This is a genomic window from Corynebacterium sp. (assembly GCF_030532715.1).
In the GTDB taxonomy this organism is placed as follows: Bacteria; Actinomycetota; Actinomycetes; order Mycobacteriales; family Mycobacteriaceae; genus Corynebacterium.
Genome location: NZ_JAUNKO010000006.1, coordinates 22,273 through 38,412, shown reverse-complemented (window position 1 = coordinate 38,412; position 16,140 = coordinate 22,273). Strand labels below are relative to the sequence as shown.

At 57.0% G+C, this 16,140-nt stretch carries 13 protein-coding genes; 11 read left to right on the top strand and 2 right to left on the bottom strand.

The features are described from left to right. Nucleotides 1–30: 30 nt before the first annotated feature. From leuS to Q4D83_RS09945, 6 genes are all read left to right on the top strand, one after another. A complete protein-coding gene (leuS, locus tag Q4D83_RS09970; RefSeq protein WP_303175165.1) occupies nt 31–2,886 on the top strand; it encodes a leucine--tRNA ligase in 2,856 nt (951 codons plus the stop codon). Between the two features lie 225 nt (nt 2,887–3,111). Continuing rightward, entirely contained in the window at nt 3,112–3,468 is a 357-nt protein-coding gene (locus Q4D83_RS09965; protein ID WP_303175164.1) for a CD225/dispanin family protein, read from the top strand. 376 nt (nt 3,469–3,844) lie between these two features. Further along, the gene (locus tag Q4D83_RS09960) at nt 3,845–4,030 is read left to right on the top strand and encodes a hypothetical protein (RefSeq protein WP_303175163.1); all 186 of its coding nucleotides are present in this window, start codon (nt 3,845–3,847) and stop codon (nt 4,028–4,030) included. A gap of 268 nt (nt 4,031–4,298) precedes the next feature. Beyond that, nucleotides 4,299–4,610 (top strand): CD225/dispanin family protein, encoded by a 312-nt coding sequence (locus tag Q4D83_RS09955; protein ID WP_303175162.1) that lies wholly within the window; start codon nt 4,299–4,301, stop codon nt 4,608–4,610. A 26-nt stretch (nt 4,611–4,636) separates the two neighbouring features. After that, nucleotides 4,637–5,056: a DUF2752 domain-containing protein gene (locus Q4D83_RS09950; RefSeq protein ID WP_303175161.1), complete on the top strand. Its 420-nt coding sequence runs from the start codon at nt 4,637–4,639 to the stop codon at nt 5,054–5,056. 40 nt (nt 5,057–5,096) lie between these two features. Further along, nucleotides 5,097–5,687, top strand: coding sequence for a VanZ family protein (locus Q4D83_RS09945; protein WP_303175160.1), 591 nt, complete (start codon nt 5,097–5,099; stop codon nt 5,685–5,687). 50 nt (nt 5,688–5,737) lie between these two features. On the opposite strand, the gene Q4D83_RS09940 is transcribed toward Q4D83_RS09945, so the two are convergent. Next, nucleotides 5,738–6,553: an Fpg/Nei family DNA glycosylase gene (locus Q4D83_RS09940; RefSeq protein ID WP_303175358.1), complete on the bottom strand. Its 816-nt coding sequence runs from the start codon at nt 6,551–6,553 to the stop codon at nt 5,738–5,740. A gap of 143 nt (nt 6,554–6,696) precedes the next feature. Here Q4D83_RS09940 and Q4D83_RS09935 point away from each other — a divergent pair, with 143 nt between their 5' ends. From Q4D83_RS09935 to Q4D83_RS09920, 4 genes are all read left to right on the top strand, one after another. Beyond that, a complete protein-coding gene (locus tag Q4D83_RS09935) occupies nt 6,697–8,193 on the top strand; it encodes a DUF1846 domain-containing protein (RefSeq protein WP_303175159.1) in 1,497 nt (498 codons plus the stop codon). Between the two features lie 435 nt (nt 8,194–8,628). Next, nucleotides 8,629–10,161: a DUF3375 domain-containing protein gene (locus Q4D83_RS09930; RefSeq protein ID WP_303175158.1), complete on the top strand. Its 1,533-nt coding sequence runs from the start codon at nt 8,629–8,631 to the stop codon at nt 10,159–10,161. After that, entirely contained in the window at nt 10,158–10,799 is a 642-nt protein-coding gene (locus Q4D83_RS09925; RefSeq protein ID WP_303175157.1) for a DUF4194 domain-containing protein, read from the top strand. Before Q4D83_RS09930 ends, Q4D83_RS09925 begins: the two co-directional genes overlap by 4 nt. Then, nucleotides 10,792–14,340: an ATP-binding protein gene (locus Q4D83_RS09920; protein ID WP_303175156.1), complete on the top strand. Its 3,549-nt coding sequence runs from the start codon at nt 10,792–10,794 to the stop codon at nt 14,338–14,340. The genes Q4D83_RS09925 and Q4D83_RS09920 overlap by 8 nt, the downstream gene beginning before the upstream one ends. 27 nt (nt 14,341–14,367) lie before the next feature. Here the strand turns inward: Q4D83_RS09920 and Q4D83_RS09915 are convergent, their stop codons facing one another. Then, complete coding sequence (locus tag Q4D83_RS09915; RefSeq protein ID WP_303175155.1) at nt 14,368–15,120, bottom strand: siderophore-interacting protein; 753 nt, start codon at nt 15,118–15,120, stop codon at nt 14,368–14,370. 123 nt (nt 15,121–15,243) lie between these two features. Between Q4D83_RS09915 and Q4D83_RS09910 the strand changes: the two genes are divergently transcribed. Continuing rightward, on the top strand, nt 15,244–16,131 hold the full coding sequence (locus Q4D83_RS09910; protein ID WP_303175154.1) for a rhodanese-related sulfurtransferase: 888 nt from the start codon (nt 15,244–15,246) through the stop codon (nt 16,129–16,131). Nucleotides 16,132–16,140 lie beyond the last annotated feature (9 nt).

The following is a 16,140-nucleotide window of genomic DNA, read 5'->3' as shown; positions in this document are numbered from 1 at the left end:
GCGTGACGCTGACGGATTACACTGTTTTGCATGAACAAAGCGAGTGAGTCACCTGCGCATCGATATTCGCCTCAGCTTGCCGGCGCTCTGGAACAGCGCTGGCAGCAGTACTGGCGGGACAACGGCACCTTCAATGCCCCGAACCCCGTCGGTGCGCTGGCAACGGAGCAATCGCTCCCGCAGGACAAGCTTTTCGTTCAGGACATGTTTCCGTTTCCATCGGGGGCGGGGCTCCATGTGGGCCATCCGCTGGGGTACATAGCCACAGATACATTCGCCCGCTTTCACCGCATGCTGGGCAAAAACGTCCTGCACACTCTGGGCTACGATGCGTTTGGTTTGCCCGCCGAGCAGTATGCTATTCAGACTGGCACGCATCCGCGCATCAAAACGCAGGAATCCATTGACAATATGGAACGCCAGCTCAACCGTTTGGGGCTGGGGCACGACAAGCGCCGCGCCATCGCTACCACTGACACCGAATACTACCGGTGGACGCAGTGGATTTTCCTGCAGATTTTCAATTCCTGGTTTGATTCGGAGCTCGCCAAAGCCCGCCCGATTGCTGAGCTCATTCCATTGCTGGAGTCCGGCGAGCGCGCAGTGCCTGAGGACCTAGCGCAAGCATACGGAACGGCAAATTTCAACGCGCTTGACAAGGTGCAGCGCGCACACGTGATCGACGCGTACCGTTTGGTGTATCGCTCAAACTCAACTGTGAACTGGTGCCCTGGGTTGGGAACGGTGCTGGCCAACGAGGAAGTTACCGCCGACGGTAGGTCCGAGCGCGGCGATTACCCGGTGTTCCGCAAGAAGCTATCGCAGTGGATGATGCGCATCACCGCCTACGCCGACCGGTTAATTGATGACCTTGAGTTTCTGGATTGGCCCGACAAGGTTCGCTCCATGCAACGCAACTGGATTGGGCGTTCGCGCGGTGCCGAAGTGGAGTTCCGCTGCCAGGGCCATCCGATCACTGTTTTCACCACTCGACCCGACACCTTGTTCGGCGCTACCTACATGGTGCTCGCCCCCGAGCATGAGCTTGTCGACGTCCTCGTGGCTGGCGGTACCGGCGCATACGACGGTGTGGACAAACGATGGACCTTCGGAGCGCAAACCCCAGCGGAAGCGGTGGCGTTTTATCGCGCCAGCATCGCCGCAAAGTCGGATCTTGAGCGGCAGGAAAACAAGGACAAGACGGGTGTGTTCCTCGGCGCGTATGCCGTCAACCCCGTCAACGGCGCTCAAATTCCGGTGTTTATTGCGGACTATGTACTCACCGGTTACGGCACCGGTGCCATTATGGCTGTGCCCGGCCACGACGAACGCGACTACGAATTCGCAACCGTGTTCGGGCTCCCGATTGTGGAGGTCGTCGCTGGCGGCAACATCGAAGAAGCCCCGTATGTTGATCCCGGCGTCAGCGTGAATTCCGTAAACGATTTTGGCCTTGACATCAATGGCATGAACAAAGAAGACGCTATTGCCACCACCATCGCGTGGCTGGCGCAGCATGACGTTGGCCGCGAAAAAATCCAATACAAACTTCGTGACTGGCTCTTTGCCCGGCAGCGCTACTGGGGCGAACCTTTCCCCATCGTCTATGACAAAGACGGTATCGCGCACGCGCTACCTGCATCGATGCTTCCCATTGAGCTACCTGAGGTGGAGGACTACAAACCGGTCTCCTTCGACCCAGAAGACGCAGACTCTGAGCCGCAACCCCCGCTGGCCAAAGCCCAAGAATGGGTGGAGGTGGAACTTGATCTTGGTGACGGCGTGCGCAAGTATCGTCGCGACACCAACGTGATGCCGCAGTGGGCGGGCTCTTCTTGGTATCAGCTGCGGTACATCGATCCGACGAACCAGGACAAGTTCTGCGACATCGAAAACGAGCGTTATTGGACCGGCCCTCAATTCGACGGCGATTGTGGCGGCGTGGACCTGTATGTCGGCGGCGTCGAACACGCGGTCCTGCACCTGCTGTACTCCCGGTTCTGGCACAAAGTCCTTTACGACCTTGGGTACGTTAGCTCGTTCGAACCGTATCGTCGGCTGTTTAACCAGGGCTACATTCAGGCCTTCGCCTACCGCGATGCGCGCGGCGTTTATGTCCCCGCGGCCGAGGTTGAAGAGCGTGACGGAACATTTTTCTACAACGGCGAGGAAGTCACGCAAGAATATGGGAAGATGGGCAAGTCGCTGAAAAACTCCGTCTCCCCCGACGAGATTTGCGACAATTACGGCGCCGATACCCTGCGCGTGTACGAAATGTCCATGGGGCCGCTGGATACCTCGCGCCCCTGGGCAACCAAAGACGTGGTGGGTGCGCAGCGTTTCCTTCAGCGCCTGTGGCGCTTGGTTGTCGACGAAAACACCGGCGAACTCGCGGTTGTCGACGCCCAACTGTCCGACGCCGACAACAAAGCCCTGCACCGTACTATCGCTGGCGCTCGTGAAGACTACGAGCACCTGCGGATGAATACCGTCGTGGCGAAACTTATCGAATATGTGAACTATCTGACCAAAACGTATCCGAAGGGCGCGCCCCGCCAAGCCGTAACGCCGCTCGTACTTATGGTCGCACCCGTGGCCCCCCATATCGCCGAGGAACTCTGGTCTCGCCTCGGAGGCGTCACCTCCTTGGCGTACGAGCCGTTCCCAGAATACGAAGATCGTTGGCTGGTTGATGACACCATCGAGCTTCCCGTACAGGTCAACGGTAAAGTCCGTGGCCGCATCAATGTCGCGGTGGATGCCCCCAAGGAAGACATCGTTGCGGCTGCGCTCGCGGACGAAAATGTAGCAAGCTACGTTGCCGGGAATAATGTGGTGAAGCACATCGTAGTGCCTGGCCGGATGGTCAACCTCGTAGTGAAATAGTTCCAGAGACCTACCGTGCGCCCCGTGCGCAGGGGAAAGCCGCACGGTAGGCCCTAGGGGTAGGTGCCCGGTGCGAGCGCACCACGTATCGTATGCTGTCCGCGATTGGATTGACTGCAAGCTAACGTTGTGAAACCCCTCGAAGACGGCAAATTTTTAGCGTAATCGAACCGCCCCCATAAAACCGGGTTAGAAAATACAGCGAAAAGCAGTACGCTTTTAAGTATGACCGATCCGTATAACCCCTATGGGCAAAACCCACAGCAACCGTCATTTAACCAAGGCTATGGAGCAGGTATGCCGGGAGCGGGTGGAATGATGAAGCCCGATAACCAGTTGTTGTGGACCATTCTCTCGACCCTTCTTTGCTGCTTGCCATTGGGTGCAGTTGGTATTTATTACTCGCTCCAGGTGGATAAGCACTGGCAAATGGGTGCAGTGGCTGAAGCTCAGGATGCGGCCGGGAAGGCAAAGAAGTTTGCTATTGCCAGCGCAGTCGTCACGGTCGTCGGGATGATTTTGTACTTCGTCGTAATTTTCGCGATTGCTTTGTCTGAGCAGAGTTCCATGTCGAGCTACTAGTTTTCGCTTTCGAGCGACGTCAAGACGGGCCATGCGGGTGAAACTGTGTGGTCCGTTTACCGTTGTTCGCTATCGGTGGGTGGGGGCATGAATGTGCTTCGACACTTGCTAGCGGGGGTAAAAATACCCCCATTATGCAATGGGTCACATTTGACAAAACGTAGTGATTGCGCGTTTGTAACAATCAGATTAAATTCTTTAGAGCCCTTAAGGATTGTTTTCCGTTGCCTTGGATGCACGGTGTGCGCCCTCGCGTTGTTGACGGAGTTTCCGCACACACATCCGATTGTGTCCAATACTTGGAATCCGGGTCATCGCGCTGGCCTGCAGGTTTAGCTGTTAAAGTTCTGTCTAAAATTGCGGTGCAAGGTGCACGTTGCTGAACCGGTTTTCCCGCTGGGGTGACGCGGTCATGGCGGCGGAGCCGTCTGTGCGTCTCTGCGTAGCCCAGTGGGGTCAGGTGGCGGCGGCGCTTGCGCTTTCCTGGTTTGCCATGCGGAAACGGAATGCGTGGCGCGATATGGAGCGGTGGGTTTTTGGGGCTGGGCGTTCCGATGATTGAGTTTTGGTGGTCGTGGTTATCAGATTCGGCTTGTGGCTGGTTGAGGGATGTCGATGGTGAGACCCTTCCGACGGCTTAGCAATTTATAAGAATCACACTCTTGTTGCAGCATTGAAACTGAATTGCGAGCGTCAGGATTGCTACTTCTCCCCTAATGAGGGGGGATAAGATGACGGTTTGGGTGTCGCTTCACTTGAATAGTTTGAAGCAGGGTTGATATGGTCGAATCGTTTTTGTGTAAAACATTCGATACGATCAGGGAGTTCATATGACGAACCCGTTTGCTTCGGACGCTGGCCAAGGCGCCGGTCAAAAGCCGAACAATTATCTAATCCCGGCCATTCTCTCGACAGTACTGTGTTGTCTTCCGATCGGTGCTTACAGCATCTACTTGGCACTTCAGGTGGATAAGTTGTGGGAAGCTGGCCAGTATTCTGAGGCTGCTCAGTCCTCTGAGAATGCGAAGAAATTCGCCATCATTTCTGCTGTTGCCGGCATCGTATTTATGGTGCTGTACTGGATCCTGAGCATCTTCGTGTTTGCAGGTTCCGGCGCTGTTGACTCGATGGGCGCCGAGTAATTAAGGCAAGCGATAAGCTAAGCAATATGAGCACTCACACTTGTACCCATGCATCGCCGGCGGCTCCGCTAGCGGTTGCGGCGGGCGCGATGTGCGGGTGCTTTTTGCTTACCTTGGCGGATCCCACTACGCCTGGCGGCCCGACGCCCTTGTGCCCTACTAAGGCGCTGTTTGGGATCAATTGCCCTGGTTGCGGTGCGGCCCGCATGATCTATTCGCTGTGTCATCTCAACATTCCGGCGGCATTGCATTACAACGCCGTAGGCGTGGTGGCGGTCGTGCTTCTCGCATGGAGTTGGATTGCGTGGTTTGCAGCTTCCTTGGGAAAAAGAATTCCTAAATGGAACGATTGGCGTTATTCGTCGATCACGGTGGGGATAGTGATCGTCGTGTGGTTCGTGTTGCGACTGTTGCCGTGGGAGCCATTCGCCTCACTTCAAGTTTAGATTTTGGGCTTCCTTTCCTCGGCGGATTAGCATTGCCGATATGCCCCGAAGAAATTTAAGGTTATTGCGCACCGCGTTGACCTTGTATGTGATCGCCATTTTATTTCTCACTTTGGGGAAGACTTGGTTCACTATTGGCGGTTTGTGGCGCACGGGGGCTCACGAGAATCGTTCGCTTCATCTCATTCCGTTTGCGGATTTTGTCACCGCTACCACGTGGTTTGCCCCCACGGTAAACCTCGTTGGCAACTTAAGTTTATTTTTCCCGTTCGGATTACTTTTGGCGTTGATGTACTTCCGGCAGCATATCGTCAGGGACGTTGCGCTCATGGGCTTCGGGTTTAGCCTGTCGGTGGAGGCACTGCAATACCTGTTTCAGATCGGGTATTCGGATACCGGAGACCTCATCGCCAATACCGCTGGCGCCGCAATGGGCGCGCAACTCGCGGTGATTTTGGTGCGCCGGGCGTCCCGATACTTACAGCAAGTGGCAATCTATGGCTGCATGGCGCTGACCGCGTTGTTGTTCATCAAGCTTGATGTTGTCCCAATATTGCTTCAAGTGCTGCCTAATTCGGCCGATACCGGCCGAAAATCTATAGCTGCTACTTCGGGTACGTTCTGGCAATAGCAAGGGCGCAAAACGCCCTCAATTAGTTGCTCGTTATGTAAATGCGGGTGTCATGCTTCCATTTGGCACGTCGGGCACCAGAATAAATTCCGTCCCTCCAGTACTTTGTGCGCTATTTCGGTTCCGCACTGCCAACAGGGCTGGCCTTCCCTGCGGTACACATACACTTCTCCCCCGTGATCGTCTTTTCGCGGCGGACGTCCCATCCGTTCTGGCGTGTGCTCTGGTCGCACCGTATCGATGCGCCCCGTGCGCACCCCGTCTGCCATGAGCTCCACAAGGTCTTCCCACACGGCGTCAAACTCGGCGCGATCCAATGCTCGCCCTGGAACAAACGGGTTGATGCCTAATCGGAACAGTGTTTCGGCACGGTAGATATTGCCCACCCCGGCGAAGAGTTTTTGGTCCATCAGCAGTGATGCAATGGAACGCGTGGAACGTTGCACGGTGTGCCAGGTTGCGGAAGGATCGGCGTCGATACGCAGTGGATCAGCGCCAAGCTTGGCAATTGCGGCGTCTACCTCTGCTGGAGTGAGGAGCCTGCACCATTGGGGTCCGCGCAGGTCAGCTGCGACGGAATCGGTGCAGATGCGGAGTCGAACTTGGCCCGTAGGCGCGGCGGTCGGGGTGAAACGAAGGGTTCCAATTAACCCTAAATGGATGTGCACGATATGTTCGGTGTGCGGGGCGTCGAAATGTACAAACAGGTGTTTGCCCCAAGCCTCGGCGCTTGTCACTTGGGAACCGTTGAGTTTGGCGGCGGCGTGCGCAAACCGTCCCTGCGGGGAGCTTACCTGGACTTTCTTACCCGCGAAAGCGGATTCGATATCCGCGGCGAGTCGGTGTATGACGTGGCCTTCGGGCATAGTACTCACATACTAACGCTGCGGAAGAGGCTGGGAAAAATGAATTACATGTCGGCGTGACCAGCGCGTCCATTAAGTTGCGCACGACTAGGGCTAAGATATCCACGGTTAAGGAACCGCCATATATACGGAAGGCCACACACATGCCGCAAGCAATCGGGTTCGATCGCGAACGCTATATCGAGATGCAATCCCAACACATCAACGAGCGGCGCAGAGCCATCGGTGGGAAACTCTATTTGGAAATGGGCGGCAAGCTCTTCGACGACATGCACGCCTCGCGGGTGCTCCCCGGGTTCACGCCAGATAACAAGATCGCCATGCTGGAACGCATTAAGGACGATCTGGAAATCATTGTCTGCATGAACGCCAAAGACCTCCAGCGGAAAAAGGTCCGGGCGGATTTGGGGATTACGTACGAGGAAGACGTGCTGCGGTTGGTGGACGCGTTCCGTGAAGGCGGGTTTCTTGTGGAACACGTGGTAATCACCCAGCTGGAGAAAGACAACCAACCCGCCCACGAGTTTAAGGATCGCCTGCAGCGCCTCGGGTTGAAGGTTGCCTGCCACCGCGTGATCGCCGGGTACCCCACGGACATTCGGCGCATCGTGTCTGAGGAGGGGTTCGGCAAAAACGACTACGTGGAAACCACGCGTGATCTCGTGGTGGTGACGGCGCCCGGCCCAGGTTCCGGAAAGCTGGCCACCTGTTTGTCGCAGGTGTACCACGAGCATCAGCGGGGTGTAGCTGCTGGTTACGCGAAGTTTGAAACCTTCCCCATTTGGAATCTGCCCATCGAGCACCCAGTAAACCTGGCGTATGAGGCGGCGACGGTGGACTTGGATGATATCAATCTCATTGACCCGTTCCACCTGACTACCTACGGCAAGCAGGTCACCAGCTATAACCGCGACGTCGAGGTGTTTCCCCTGCTCAAGGCGCTGTTAATTGAGATTTCCGGGGAGTCGCCGTACGAGTCGCCCACGGATATGGGCGTGAATATGGCTGGTTATTGCATTTCTGATGACGCCGTCTGCCGCCAGGCTGCGCAGCAGGAGATTATTCGCCGCTACTACAAGGCGTTGGTGGACCAGCGCCGCTCCGATGCGGAAGACACTACGCAATCGGATCGTGTTGCCATGGTGATGAGTAAGGCGGGGATTGATACCCAGGATCGTAGCGTCGTAGCGCAAGCTTTGGCGTTGGCGGAGGAAACGAGCGCCCCTGCCGCCGCGATGCAGCTTGCCGACGGCGCGATTATCACCGGTAAAACGTCTCCCCTGCTGGGGTGCTCGGCTGCCGTGGTGCTCAACGCGTTGAAGCATCTTGCGGGTATCGACCGTTCCGTAGAGTTGCTTTCTCCGGAAGCGATCGAGCCGATTCAAACGCTGAAAACCCAACATTTGGGTTCTCGGAATCCCCGTTTGCACACCGACGAAGTGTTGATTGCGTTGTCGGTATCCGCCGCCACCGATACAAACGCGCGCAAGGCATTGGCGGAGTTGCAGAGCCTGCGGGGGTGCGATGCCCACACCACGACGATCCTGGGGCCTGTGGATGAGGGGATCTTCCGCAACCTTGGTGTGTTGGTCACCTCGGAGCCGGTGTACCAGCGGAAATCGTTGTACCGCAAGCGTTAATCCAGGCATTGTCAAAAGGGGCAGCTAAATTACTGAGATATTCTTAGGTTTCTTTGAAAAAGAAACAAAGAATTTTTTATAGTTTGGCTGCTCCTGAAGGGGATTCGGGGGTCTAGGAGCAGCAAAAATGCGCTGCACGAGGGCATTTGCTTCCCTCTGCTATTTTTCTTATCGAAGATACTTGCTATCGATTGTGCGGAATTAGTTTTGTAACTTCATTGACTATGGTTGTTTCCGCGCCATGTACAGGTCTGATACTTCATGGGTGGCCATTTGCCCCTGGGGGTACATCATATTTTGTGCCCTGGCCTGCCAAGTTTGAAACGCGCTACCCCCACTATTTGTGGTCGTTGTTACCTTGAAAGGGGTTCTTCTGTGTGAGCACTGAAAAAACTGTCAGAGTAGCGGGAGAAATGACGTCGAAAGGAGGGTGTCATGGTCGTGCGCGATCCGGTAGCTGAAGCGCTTGCATTGCAGGCTGCTGCCACGGAAAAAGCTTCGTGGTCATTCCTGCGTTCGCCCTTGGCGCCGGTTATTGCAGCTGTTCTCGGGGCGGTTTACGCTGGGGACCGCCGCAGCATTACTGGTATCGAACTGATAGATGAACTGGATCCACTTTTGGTGGAAATGCGGGAGGCGGGTTTTTCATTACCTCGAACCACCGCGGAATACGTCAATGAGTGGGTTCGCGCGGGATACCTGAATCGACACAGCCCCCGTGATTCTGTAGATGAGTTGTATCAACTCTCTTCGGATGCGCATCGGGCAATGAATTACCTTTCCCAAGTCAAAGAACCCTCGCGCTTTGCCACTCGTTCTCGGCTCAGTACAGTCATTGAGCAATTGGAAAGCCTCGCGTCCGACACCGACGCCGACGAGGCGCGCGTTTTGGCAGGTATAGACGACCAAATAGAAGCTTTGGAGCGCCGCAAAGAGATTATCCGTGAGCGTGGCGTGGACGTTATCTCGGAGGAGCAGGCCCGCGAGCGCGCAGAGAACATTTTGCAATTGGCGGCCGAGATCCCCGGAGACTTCGCTCGAGTACTAAGTGAAACCGAACAGTTAGATCAACAGTTGCGCGAGCAGATCTTGCTGAAAGAGATCTCTGCGGGTGCTGTACTGGAGAATATTTTCCGCGGTGTGGACCTCATTCAAAATTCGGAGGCGGGGCGCTCCTTCCGCGGGTTTTATGAGCTTTTGTTCGATAGGGAGACTGCCGCCCTGTTGGAAACGACTATGGACGTTATTTTGGAGCGCCCATTCGTCGCTGGCCTCTCCGCTGACCAGCGTTCCCAGCTGCGCTGGCTAATCCGCAATCTAGAAGACGAGTCCGGTGACGTGTATGTAGCCATCAACGGTTTGTCGCGTTCGCTGCGTCGTTTCGTCCAATCCCGTGACGCGGAGTCACAGCAGGCGTTGGCTACGGCGATTGCCAGCGCACAAGCCAAGGTGCGCAAGCTGAGTCGCGGCTTGGATTGGGAGCTGCCGGTGGATGTGGATATTGAGTTGACCACGCGCGAGTTTTCCTCCGTCGGCGTTTGGGTGCTTGATGATCCCACGGACTACCGCATTGAGGGTCGCATGGAGGTCGCCGAGCAGCGCGAAACGGATTTGTTGGAGCTGTTCCAACGCGTTCGTGAGTCGGAAATTGACTGGGGTGATCTGGAGGCTTCGTTGAAGCTGGTGTTGTTGGATTGCCCGCGCGCCAGTATCGCGGAGATTTTTGAGCTGCGCCCACCCACACAGGGGCTTGCCAGCGTAGTGGGAATGTTGAAGCTGGCGCTGCAATATGCTGAACGCGGAGAGGGTACAGAAGAGGTTGTGTGGACAACGTCGTTCGGGAACCGAAAGGTTGCCCGGTTGCCGCGCTACGAGTTCACCACGTCGCCTGATTTTGGTAACTCTAGTTTGAGTTTGGATCGATTGGTGCCATGGAACGGCCGCACCGTCACAAAGGAGCATCCATGACGGAACGTAAAGAACGAGCAACGACCCTGCGTGAAGGCGATACCGGCACGCTGAGTGCCATGCAGCGGCAAGCGTTTGCGGCGTTGCTGCAGGGCCCGTATGTGTCGGCGGAGCAAACACCGGAGCTGTTTCGGATTATTTCCGCAAACCGCGAGTTGCTCGCCCAACAATTAGATAACCTGTTCCTGTCCCTGCATGTGGATGATTCCGCAGGTGTGGCGTATGCGAAAACGTGGGATGTTGACGTCGCCGGCAAGACCACGTTGATGCGGCGCACCCCGTTGACCTTGTTGGAAAGTGCGATCCTGCTGCATTTGCGGTATGCGTTGGTGATGACGAGCCCCAGCGAGCGTGCCGTGGTCGGCGAGGAGGAAGTTTTTGAGGCAATGCTTCCGTACCAGGAGGTTTCTGGCACCGAGGAGAGCGCGCTGCGGGAGAAGTTCGATGCGGCGTGGACGAAGCTTGCGGAGAACGCAATTATTCGCCCGGCTTCGACTGCGGGGCGCTTTGAAATTTCGCCGGTGTTGCGGTTGATTTTCAAAGGCGAAGAAATTTCGGCACTTTCGGCTAGTTATGAGCGGTTAATCGGCGAACACCGCGCGACCCTGAAAGAAACCTCTGAGGACGACGATGAATAGTGATGTCAACGGACAATTCCGACTATCCCAAATCCAGCTCTATAACTGGGGGACCTTCCACGGCCTGCACACCGTTGACATTGCTCGTGCTGGGCACCTGATTACTGGTGCCTCGGGTTCCGGTAAGTCCACGCTTATCGACGCCGTGTCCGTTGTCCTTGTCCCGCCTGTCACCGTGCGCTTTAATGCGGCTGCCCAGGATTCCGGAACCCGCTCGGGCCGTAACCTGATTACGTATTGCCGTGGCGCGTGGCGTCGAGAGCATTCCAGCGAGTTTGACGAGCTTACCCAGTCGTATTTGCGTACCGGTCCGCAGTGGTCGGGTGTGGCGCTGACCTACGATGACGACAAGGGCAACGTGGTCACCGCGATGCGCTTGATGTTTTTGAGTGCGCAGTGCCATCACCCCAGCGACATTGTGAACCTGTTTTTGCTGTTCCCTCGCGCGGCCGACCTCGCGGAGTGCGAGGATCTTGCGCGCGATGAGCTGAACTTGCGCCAGGCGAAACACACGTGGCCCGAGCTGCTCGTGGTACAGCGCAACCACGCGCCGTTTATGAATGCTCTGCGCAAGGAGTTGGGCATCGCCGACCAGGGTGCGTTGACGCTGCTTCACCGCACGCAGTCCGCGAAATCGTTGGGCGACCTGAACGCGCTGATGCGGGATTTCATGCTGCCGGAACCTCCGACCCTGCAAACCGCTGCCGCCGCTGTTGATGGGTTTACGGAGCTTAACGCCGCCTACCAGGCGGTGCAGAACGCGAGGCTGCAAATCCAGGCGCTGACGCCTATCCGCAAGGCCAATGAGGGCATTACCAACACTCGTAAAGAACTAGAGCTGGCTACTGCGGACCGGGACCATCTGGAACGCTTTATTACGGGCCACCGGCTCACCGAGGCGGAAAAGAAGACCCTTGAGGTGCGCGCCTGCGTGACCAGTGTGGAAGAGGAGCTCACCGCGGCGAAGCAGCAGGTGGAGCACTACCAGCACGAGCGCGACCAGGTGCGAGACCTGATCCAGGGGCGCGAGGGTTTGGGCCTTGTCAATGCCCGCCACGACCATGAGCGCGCCCGAATTCGGCTGGTAGCCACCCAGAAGGAGCGCGACGAGTTTGAGGCTAACGCGGAGGTGCTGGACGCCACCGTCCCGGAAACCCGCGAAGGGTTTATCGATATGCGCCTGCAGGTGCAGGAGTTGTGCGAGGAGTTGGAGCAGGCGGCCCAGAAGTACAGCGCGCGGCGTCAAGAATTGTATGGCGCGCACCGCGTGATCCAGGACAGGTTGGAAATGCTCCGCGGGGAGCTGTCCGCGGTGCGCACGTACCACTCTGCCATGGACAGTTCCCTACTCACCGCCCGGGAAGAGCTGTGTACGGCGCTTGACTTGCAGCACAATGATCTGCCGTTTATTGGCGAATTGATCCAGGTGGACCCAGACGAGCACCGGTGGCAGGCGGTTGCGGAACGCGTCATGTACGACTTTGCCCGCACCATGCTTGTCCCGGAAGAACATTACGCGGACTTTACGGAGGCAGTGGAGAAGACGAACCTCGGCGCCAAGCTCAGCTACGTGCGGTCGACGGGTGCGGATGACCCCCGCAACCAAGCGGTCTTCCGCGCGGGCACGCTGGCTACGAAGATTCAGGTGGAGCCGGGGAGGTTCCACACCTGGATCCAACAACAGCTCGCACTGAAGTTTGATTACACCTGTGTGGATTCGCTGGAGGATTTCCGCCGCCAGCGCCGCGCCGTGACCCGCAGTGGACAGGTCAAGCACAGCGCCCGCCAGCACGAAAAAGACGACCGACAACTGCTTACGGATCGCACGCATTGGGTTCTTAGCAGCAGCAACGATGACAAGATTGACGCGCTGACCTCTGCGATTGCCGCTGCCCAGCAGCGCCTAGCCAAGGCGGATGAAGACGCCGCTGTGTTCGAGGAAAATACGAACCGGGATTACGAATCCTTGCGCGCCGGCCGAGAAATCATCGGCGTCACCGATTTCTCCGCCATCGATATTGAGGCCTGCAAGCGCGAAGTGAGCCGCTGCCAGGACCGCATTGATGAACTTGTCGACGCCGAGGTGGAACTTAAGGAGCTTAAGCAGCGCTTCACCGGGGTGGAGGACCAATTGCGGGAGGCCATGCGCTTGGCAGAGGAACTGACCAGCCAACGCGGCGGTTTCCTCCAAGAACTCAGGCAATCCGAAAACCTGTGCCGTGAGCTTAAAGACAAGGCTGATGATTTCGGCGAGCTTACCGACGAGGTAAAAGAGCGTCTTAACGGCCGCTTCCTCAATTACACGCGCTCTATCCGCTCGGACAATATCCTGCAGGTGAAGGACCGCGTGAGCAAGGAACTCAACCAGCAGATCACCAAATGCAACCGGGAAATTCAGCGGCAGGAACGCCTCGCCATGGAAGCCATGCTGGGGTTCCTTAGCCGCTGGCCCGAGCGCTCCGGGGACCTTGTGGCCGAACAGGCCTATCGCGGTGACTTCGCGGCACTACTTGCTCGCCTTGAGGAAGACGACCTGCCTAACTTTGAGGCTCGGTTCCGCGAAATGCTGCGTGAGCAGACGAAACAGAACCTCAACAAGTTGCTGTACCAAATCCAGAGCGCCCCGCGGGAAATTCGCGACGCTATGGAATTGATCAATGAGTCGCTTTCCACCACCGAGTTTGAACCCGGTGCGCACTTGCAGATTGAGGCGCGGGAGGCTTTGCCCGCCGAGGCTCGTGACTTCGTGGCCAAGCTGCGCGAAGTGGTTGATGGTGTGCTCAATGACGAAGACGCCCTTGACAGCGAGGAACGATTCCTCAAACTCAAGGAAGTCATCGAGCTGCTCAAGATTTCCGATGAATCTCCGGAACGCATCTACCGCCTGCGTCTAGATACCCGCAAGCACGTCACCTTCCTCGGGGTAGAGCTCAACCTGGATGGTTCCCGCGGCGCGGTATACGATTCTGCGGAGGGGCTTTCCGGTGGGCAGGCGCAGAAACTGGTGTTCTTCTGTCTCGCGGCGGCGTTGCGCTACCAGCTCACTGGTGCGGGATTGAGCGAAGCCCGGGCCCGCACATGCGTAGTTGGGGATTGCTCCCGCTATGGCACCGTGATCCTCGATGAGGCGTTTGACCGCGCCGACGCCCGCTTTACCCGCCGGGCGATGGACGTGTTCACCAAATTCGGCTTCCATATGGTGTTGGCCACCCCAGAGAAGATGCTGCAAACGGTGCAGGATTACATCGGCGGCGTCACTGTGGTGACTTGCGCGGACCGTAAAAAGTCGATGACCAGTCAATTCCTCATCCAAGATGCGCCAGCGAGCGTGCCCAAGGAAATCGACGAGAAGGCCGACAAGGTGGTTGACAAGGAAGCCGAGAACGTGACCGAGAAGGAAACGGCTTCAAATGCTGCTGAACCCGCCGCGGCTGAGGATGCGCCAGCAGATGAGGCAAGACATTCCAGCAATCACCGTGTAGACTCTGAACAAGATGTAGAGGACAACATAACTGCTACAGACTCGGAAGAGGAAACATAAGGTACTAGGACAAGGTTCTAGGTCGAGCTAGGTACGGGCTGCGCCGCGCTTCCAGTATCCAGAAAACAGGATCCGCTTTTTTGGAACCTGTTGGGATACTAGAGCGCGGCGCATGCTCGTTACTAGGGACGATTCCCCACACAGCCACGCATAGTTCAATTCGGAGGGATCGAATGGCAAATCTTGGACGAAGTCCGTGACGTCTCGATTCCGCGTTACGGAAGCTAGCCCGGCGGTTGGGAAATGCGGCTCCAATTCGTCCGCCGCGCCGTTGAGTAACACGTGGGTTCGGGCTTTTTCCTCCTCGGGCAGTGTTGCCACAATACTGCGCAAGGCAGGTGCTGCGGTCGGATCTGCCAGGTAGAACTGCTGGCCGGTGTGCTGGTAATGGCACGAGCTCATAAAGCGCACGCCCACCTCGTTGCCTTCCTGCGCAAGAATGGCCCACGTGGAGCCTGGCCCCGAGGTTCCGTGGGTGACAATGTCTAGGTCGATTTCCGCGGCGTCGTTACGCAATTCGCGGATGGTGTACCAGCGCAAGCTCACGGGTAGGTGTTTCACCGCGGCGCGAATGTTCAATATGCTCGGGTCAGGCATCGTTAACGCCTGCCCCGGCTTTGGCATAATCAACCCCACATATTCATCGGCGCCTGTTAGCTCAATATCGTGAAAAAGAGCGTCGCGTAAGGTAATCCGGCGCAGCTGAGGGGCGAGGTCAACTACGCGGACCACGCGCGCTCGGCACAGCTCCTTGCGGGGTTCGCGGTGAGGTAAATCCATGGTTCGTGATGCCGCGCGGGCCAATCCTTTGACACTGGCTTTATATAATGAGTTTCTCAACGCCATAAAGAAAGGGTACCCTAATTTATCCGACGGGTGTGTGCTGGGATTTACACTCAATGCATGGCCCAGAGCAAGATCCTCCTGTACTACAAGTTCCAGCCCATCGCGGACCCGAAGGCGGTGATGCTGTGGCAGCGGGACCTGTGTGAATCCCTCGGGCTGCGGGGCCGGATCCTCGTTTCCGAACACGGCATCAACGGCACCGTGGGCGGGGAAATCCGCGCGTGCAAACGCTACGTACGGAAAACCAAGGAATATTTCAAAGGCATTGAATTCAAATGGTCGGAAGGCGGCGCCGAGGACTTTCCGAAACTTTCGGTAAAGGTGCGTGATGAGGTCGTGTCCTTCGGCGCACCCGGCGAACTGAAAGTTGACGTGGACGGGGTGATTGGCGGTGGCACACACCTCTCCCCCGCTGAGGTCAACGAGCTCGTGGCGGAACGCGGTGATGAGGTGGTGTTTTTTGACGGCCGTAATGCCATGGAGGCGCAGATTGGCAAGTTCAAAGGCGCGATCGTGCCCGATGTGCGCACCACCCACGACTTCATCCCCGAGCTGGATTCCGGGAAATATGATCACCTGAAAGATAAACCGGTGGTCACCTATTGCACCGGAGGTATTCGCTGCGAGGTGCTATCCGCGCTTATGGTAAACCGCGGCTTCACCGAGGTGTACCAAATCGACGGTGGCATTGTGCGCTACGGTGAACAATTCGGCAACGACGGGCTGTGGGAGGGCTCCTTGTACGTGTTTGATCGCCGTATGCATGTGGAATTCGGTGACGACGCCGCGCAATTAGGACACTGCGTGCATTGCAACGCCCCCACCAACACGTTTGTCAACTGCGACAATGGAGCGTGCAGGGAGCAAGTGTTGTTGTGTGAGGCATGTGCGGCAAGCCCCGAGTATTCCCACTGCGGCGACAACGCCGACACACAGAAGGCTTAAGGGTAGGCT

Coding starts and splice junctions, on each gene's coding strand:
- Q4D83_RS09910 (WP_303175154.1), top strand. CDS start 15,244: ATGGCCCAGAGCAAGATCCTCCTGTACTACAAGTTCCAGCCCATCGCG.
- Q4D83_RS09950 (WP_303175161.1), top strand. CDS start 4,637: ATGAGCACTCACACTTGTACCCATGCATCGCCGGCGGCTCCGCTAGCG.
- Q4D83_RS09925 (WP_303175157.1), top strand. CDS start 10,158: ATGACGGAACGTAAAGAACGAGCAACGACCCTGCGTGAAGGCGATACC.
- Q4D83_RS09965 (WP_303175164.1), top strand. CDS start 3,112: ATGACCGATCCGTATAACCCCTATGGGCAAAACCCACAGCAACCGTCA.
- Q4D83_RS09955 (WP_303175162.1), top strand. CDS start 4,299: ATGACGAACCCGTTTGCTTCGGACGCTGGCCAAGGCGCCGGTCAAAAG.
- Q4D83_RS09920 (WP_303175156.1), top strand. CDS start 10,792: ATGAATAGTGATGTCAACGGACAATTCCGACTATCCCAAATCCAGCTC.
- Q4D83_RS09915 (WP_303175155.1), bottom strand. CDS start 15,120: ATGGATTTACCTCACCGCGAACCCCGCAAGGAGCTGTGCCGAGCGCGC.
- Q4D83_RS09935 (WP_303175159.1), top strand. CDS start 6,697: ATGCCGCAAGCAATCGGGTTCGATCGCGAACGCTATATCGAGATGCAA.
- Q4D83_RS09940 (WP_303175358.1), bottom strand. CDS start 6,553: ATGCCCGAAGGCCACGTCATACACCGACTCGCCGCGGATATCGAATCC.
- Q4D83_RS09945 (WP_303175160.1), top strand. CDS start 5,097: ATGCCCCGAAGAAATTTAAGGTTATTGCGCACCGCGTTGACCTTGTAT.
- leuS (WP_303175165.1), top strand. CDS start 31: ATGAACAAAGCGAGTGAGTCACCTGCGCATCGATATTCGCCTCAGCTT.
- Q4D83_RS09930 (WP_303175158.1), top strand. CDS start 8,629: ATGGTCGTGCGCGATCCGGTAGCTGAAGCGCTTGCATTGCAGGCTGCT.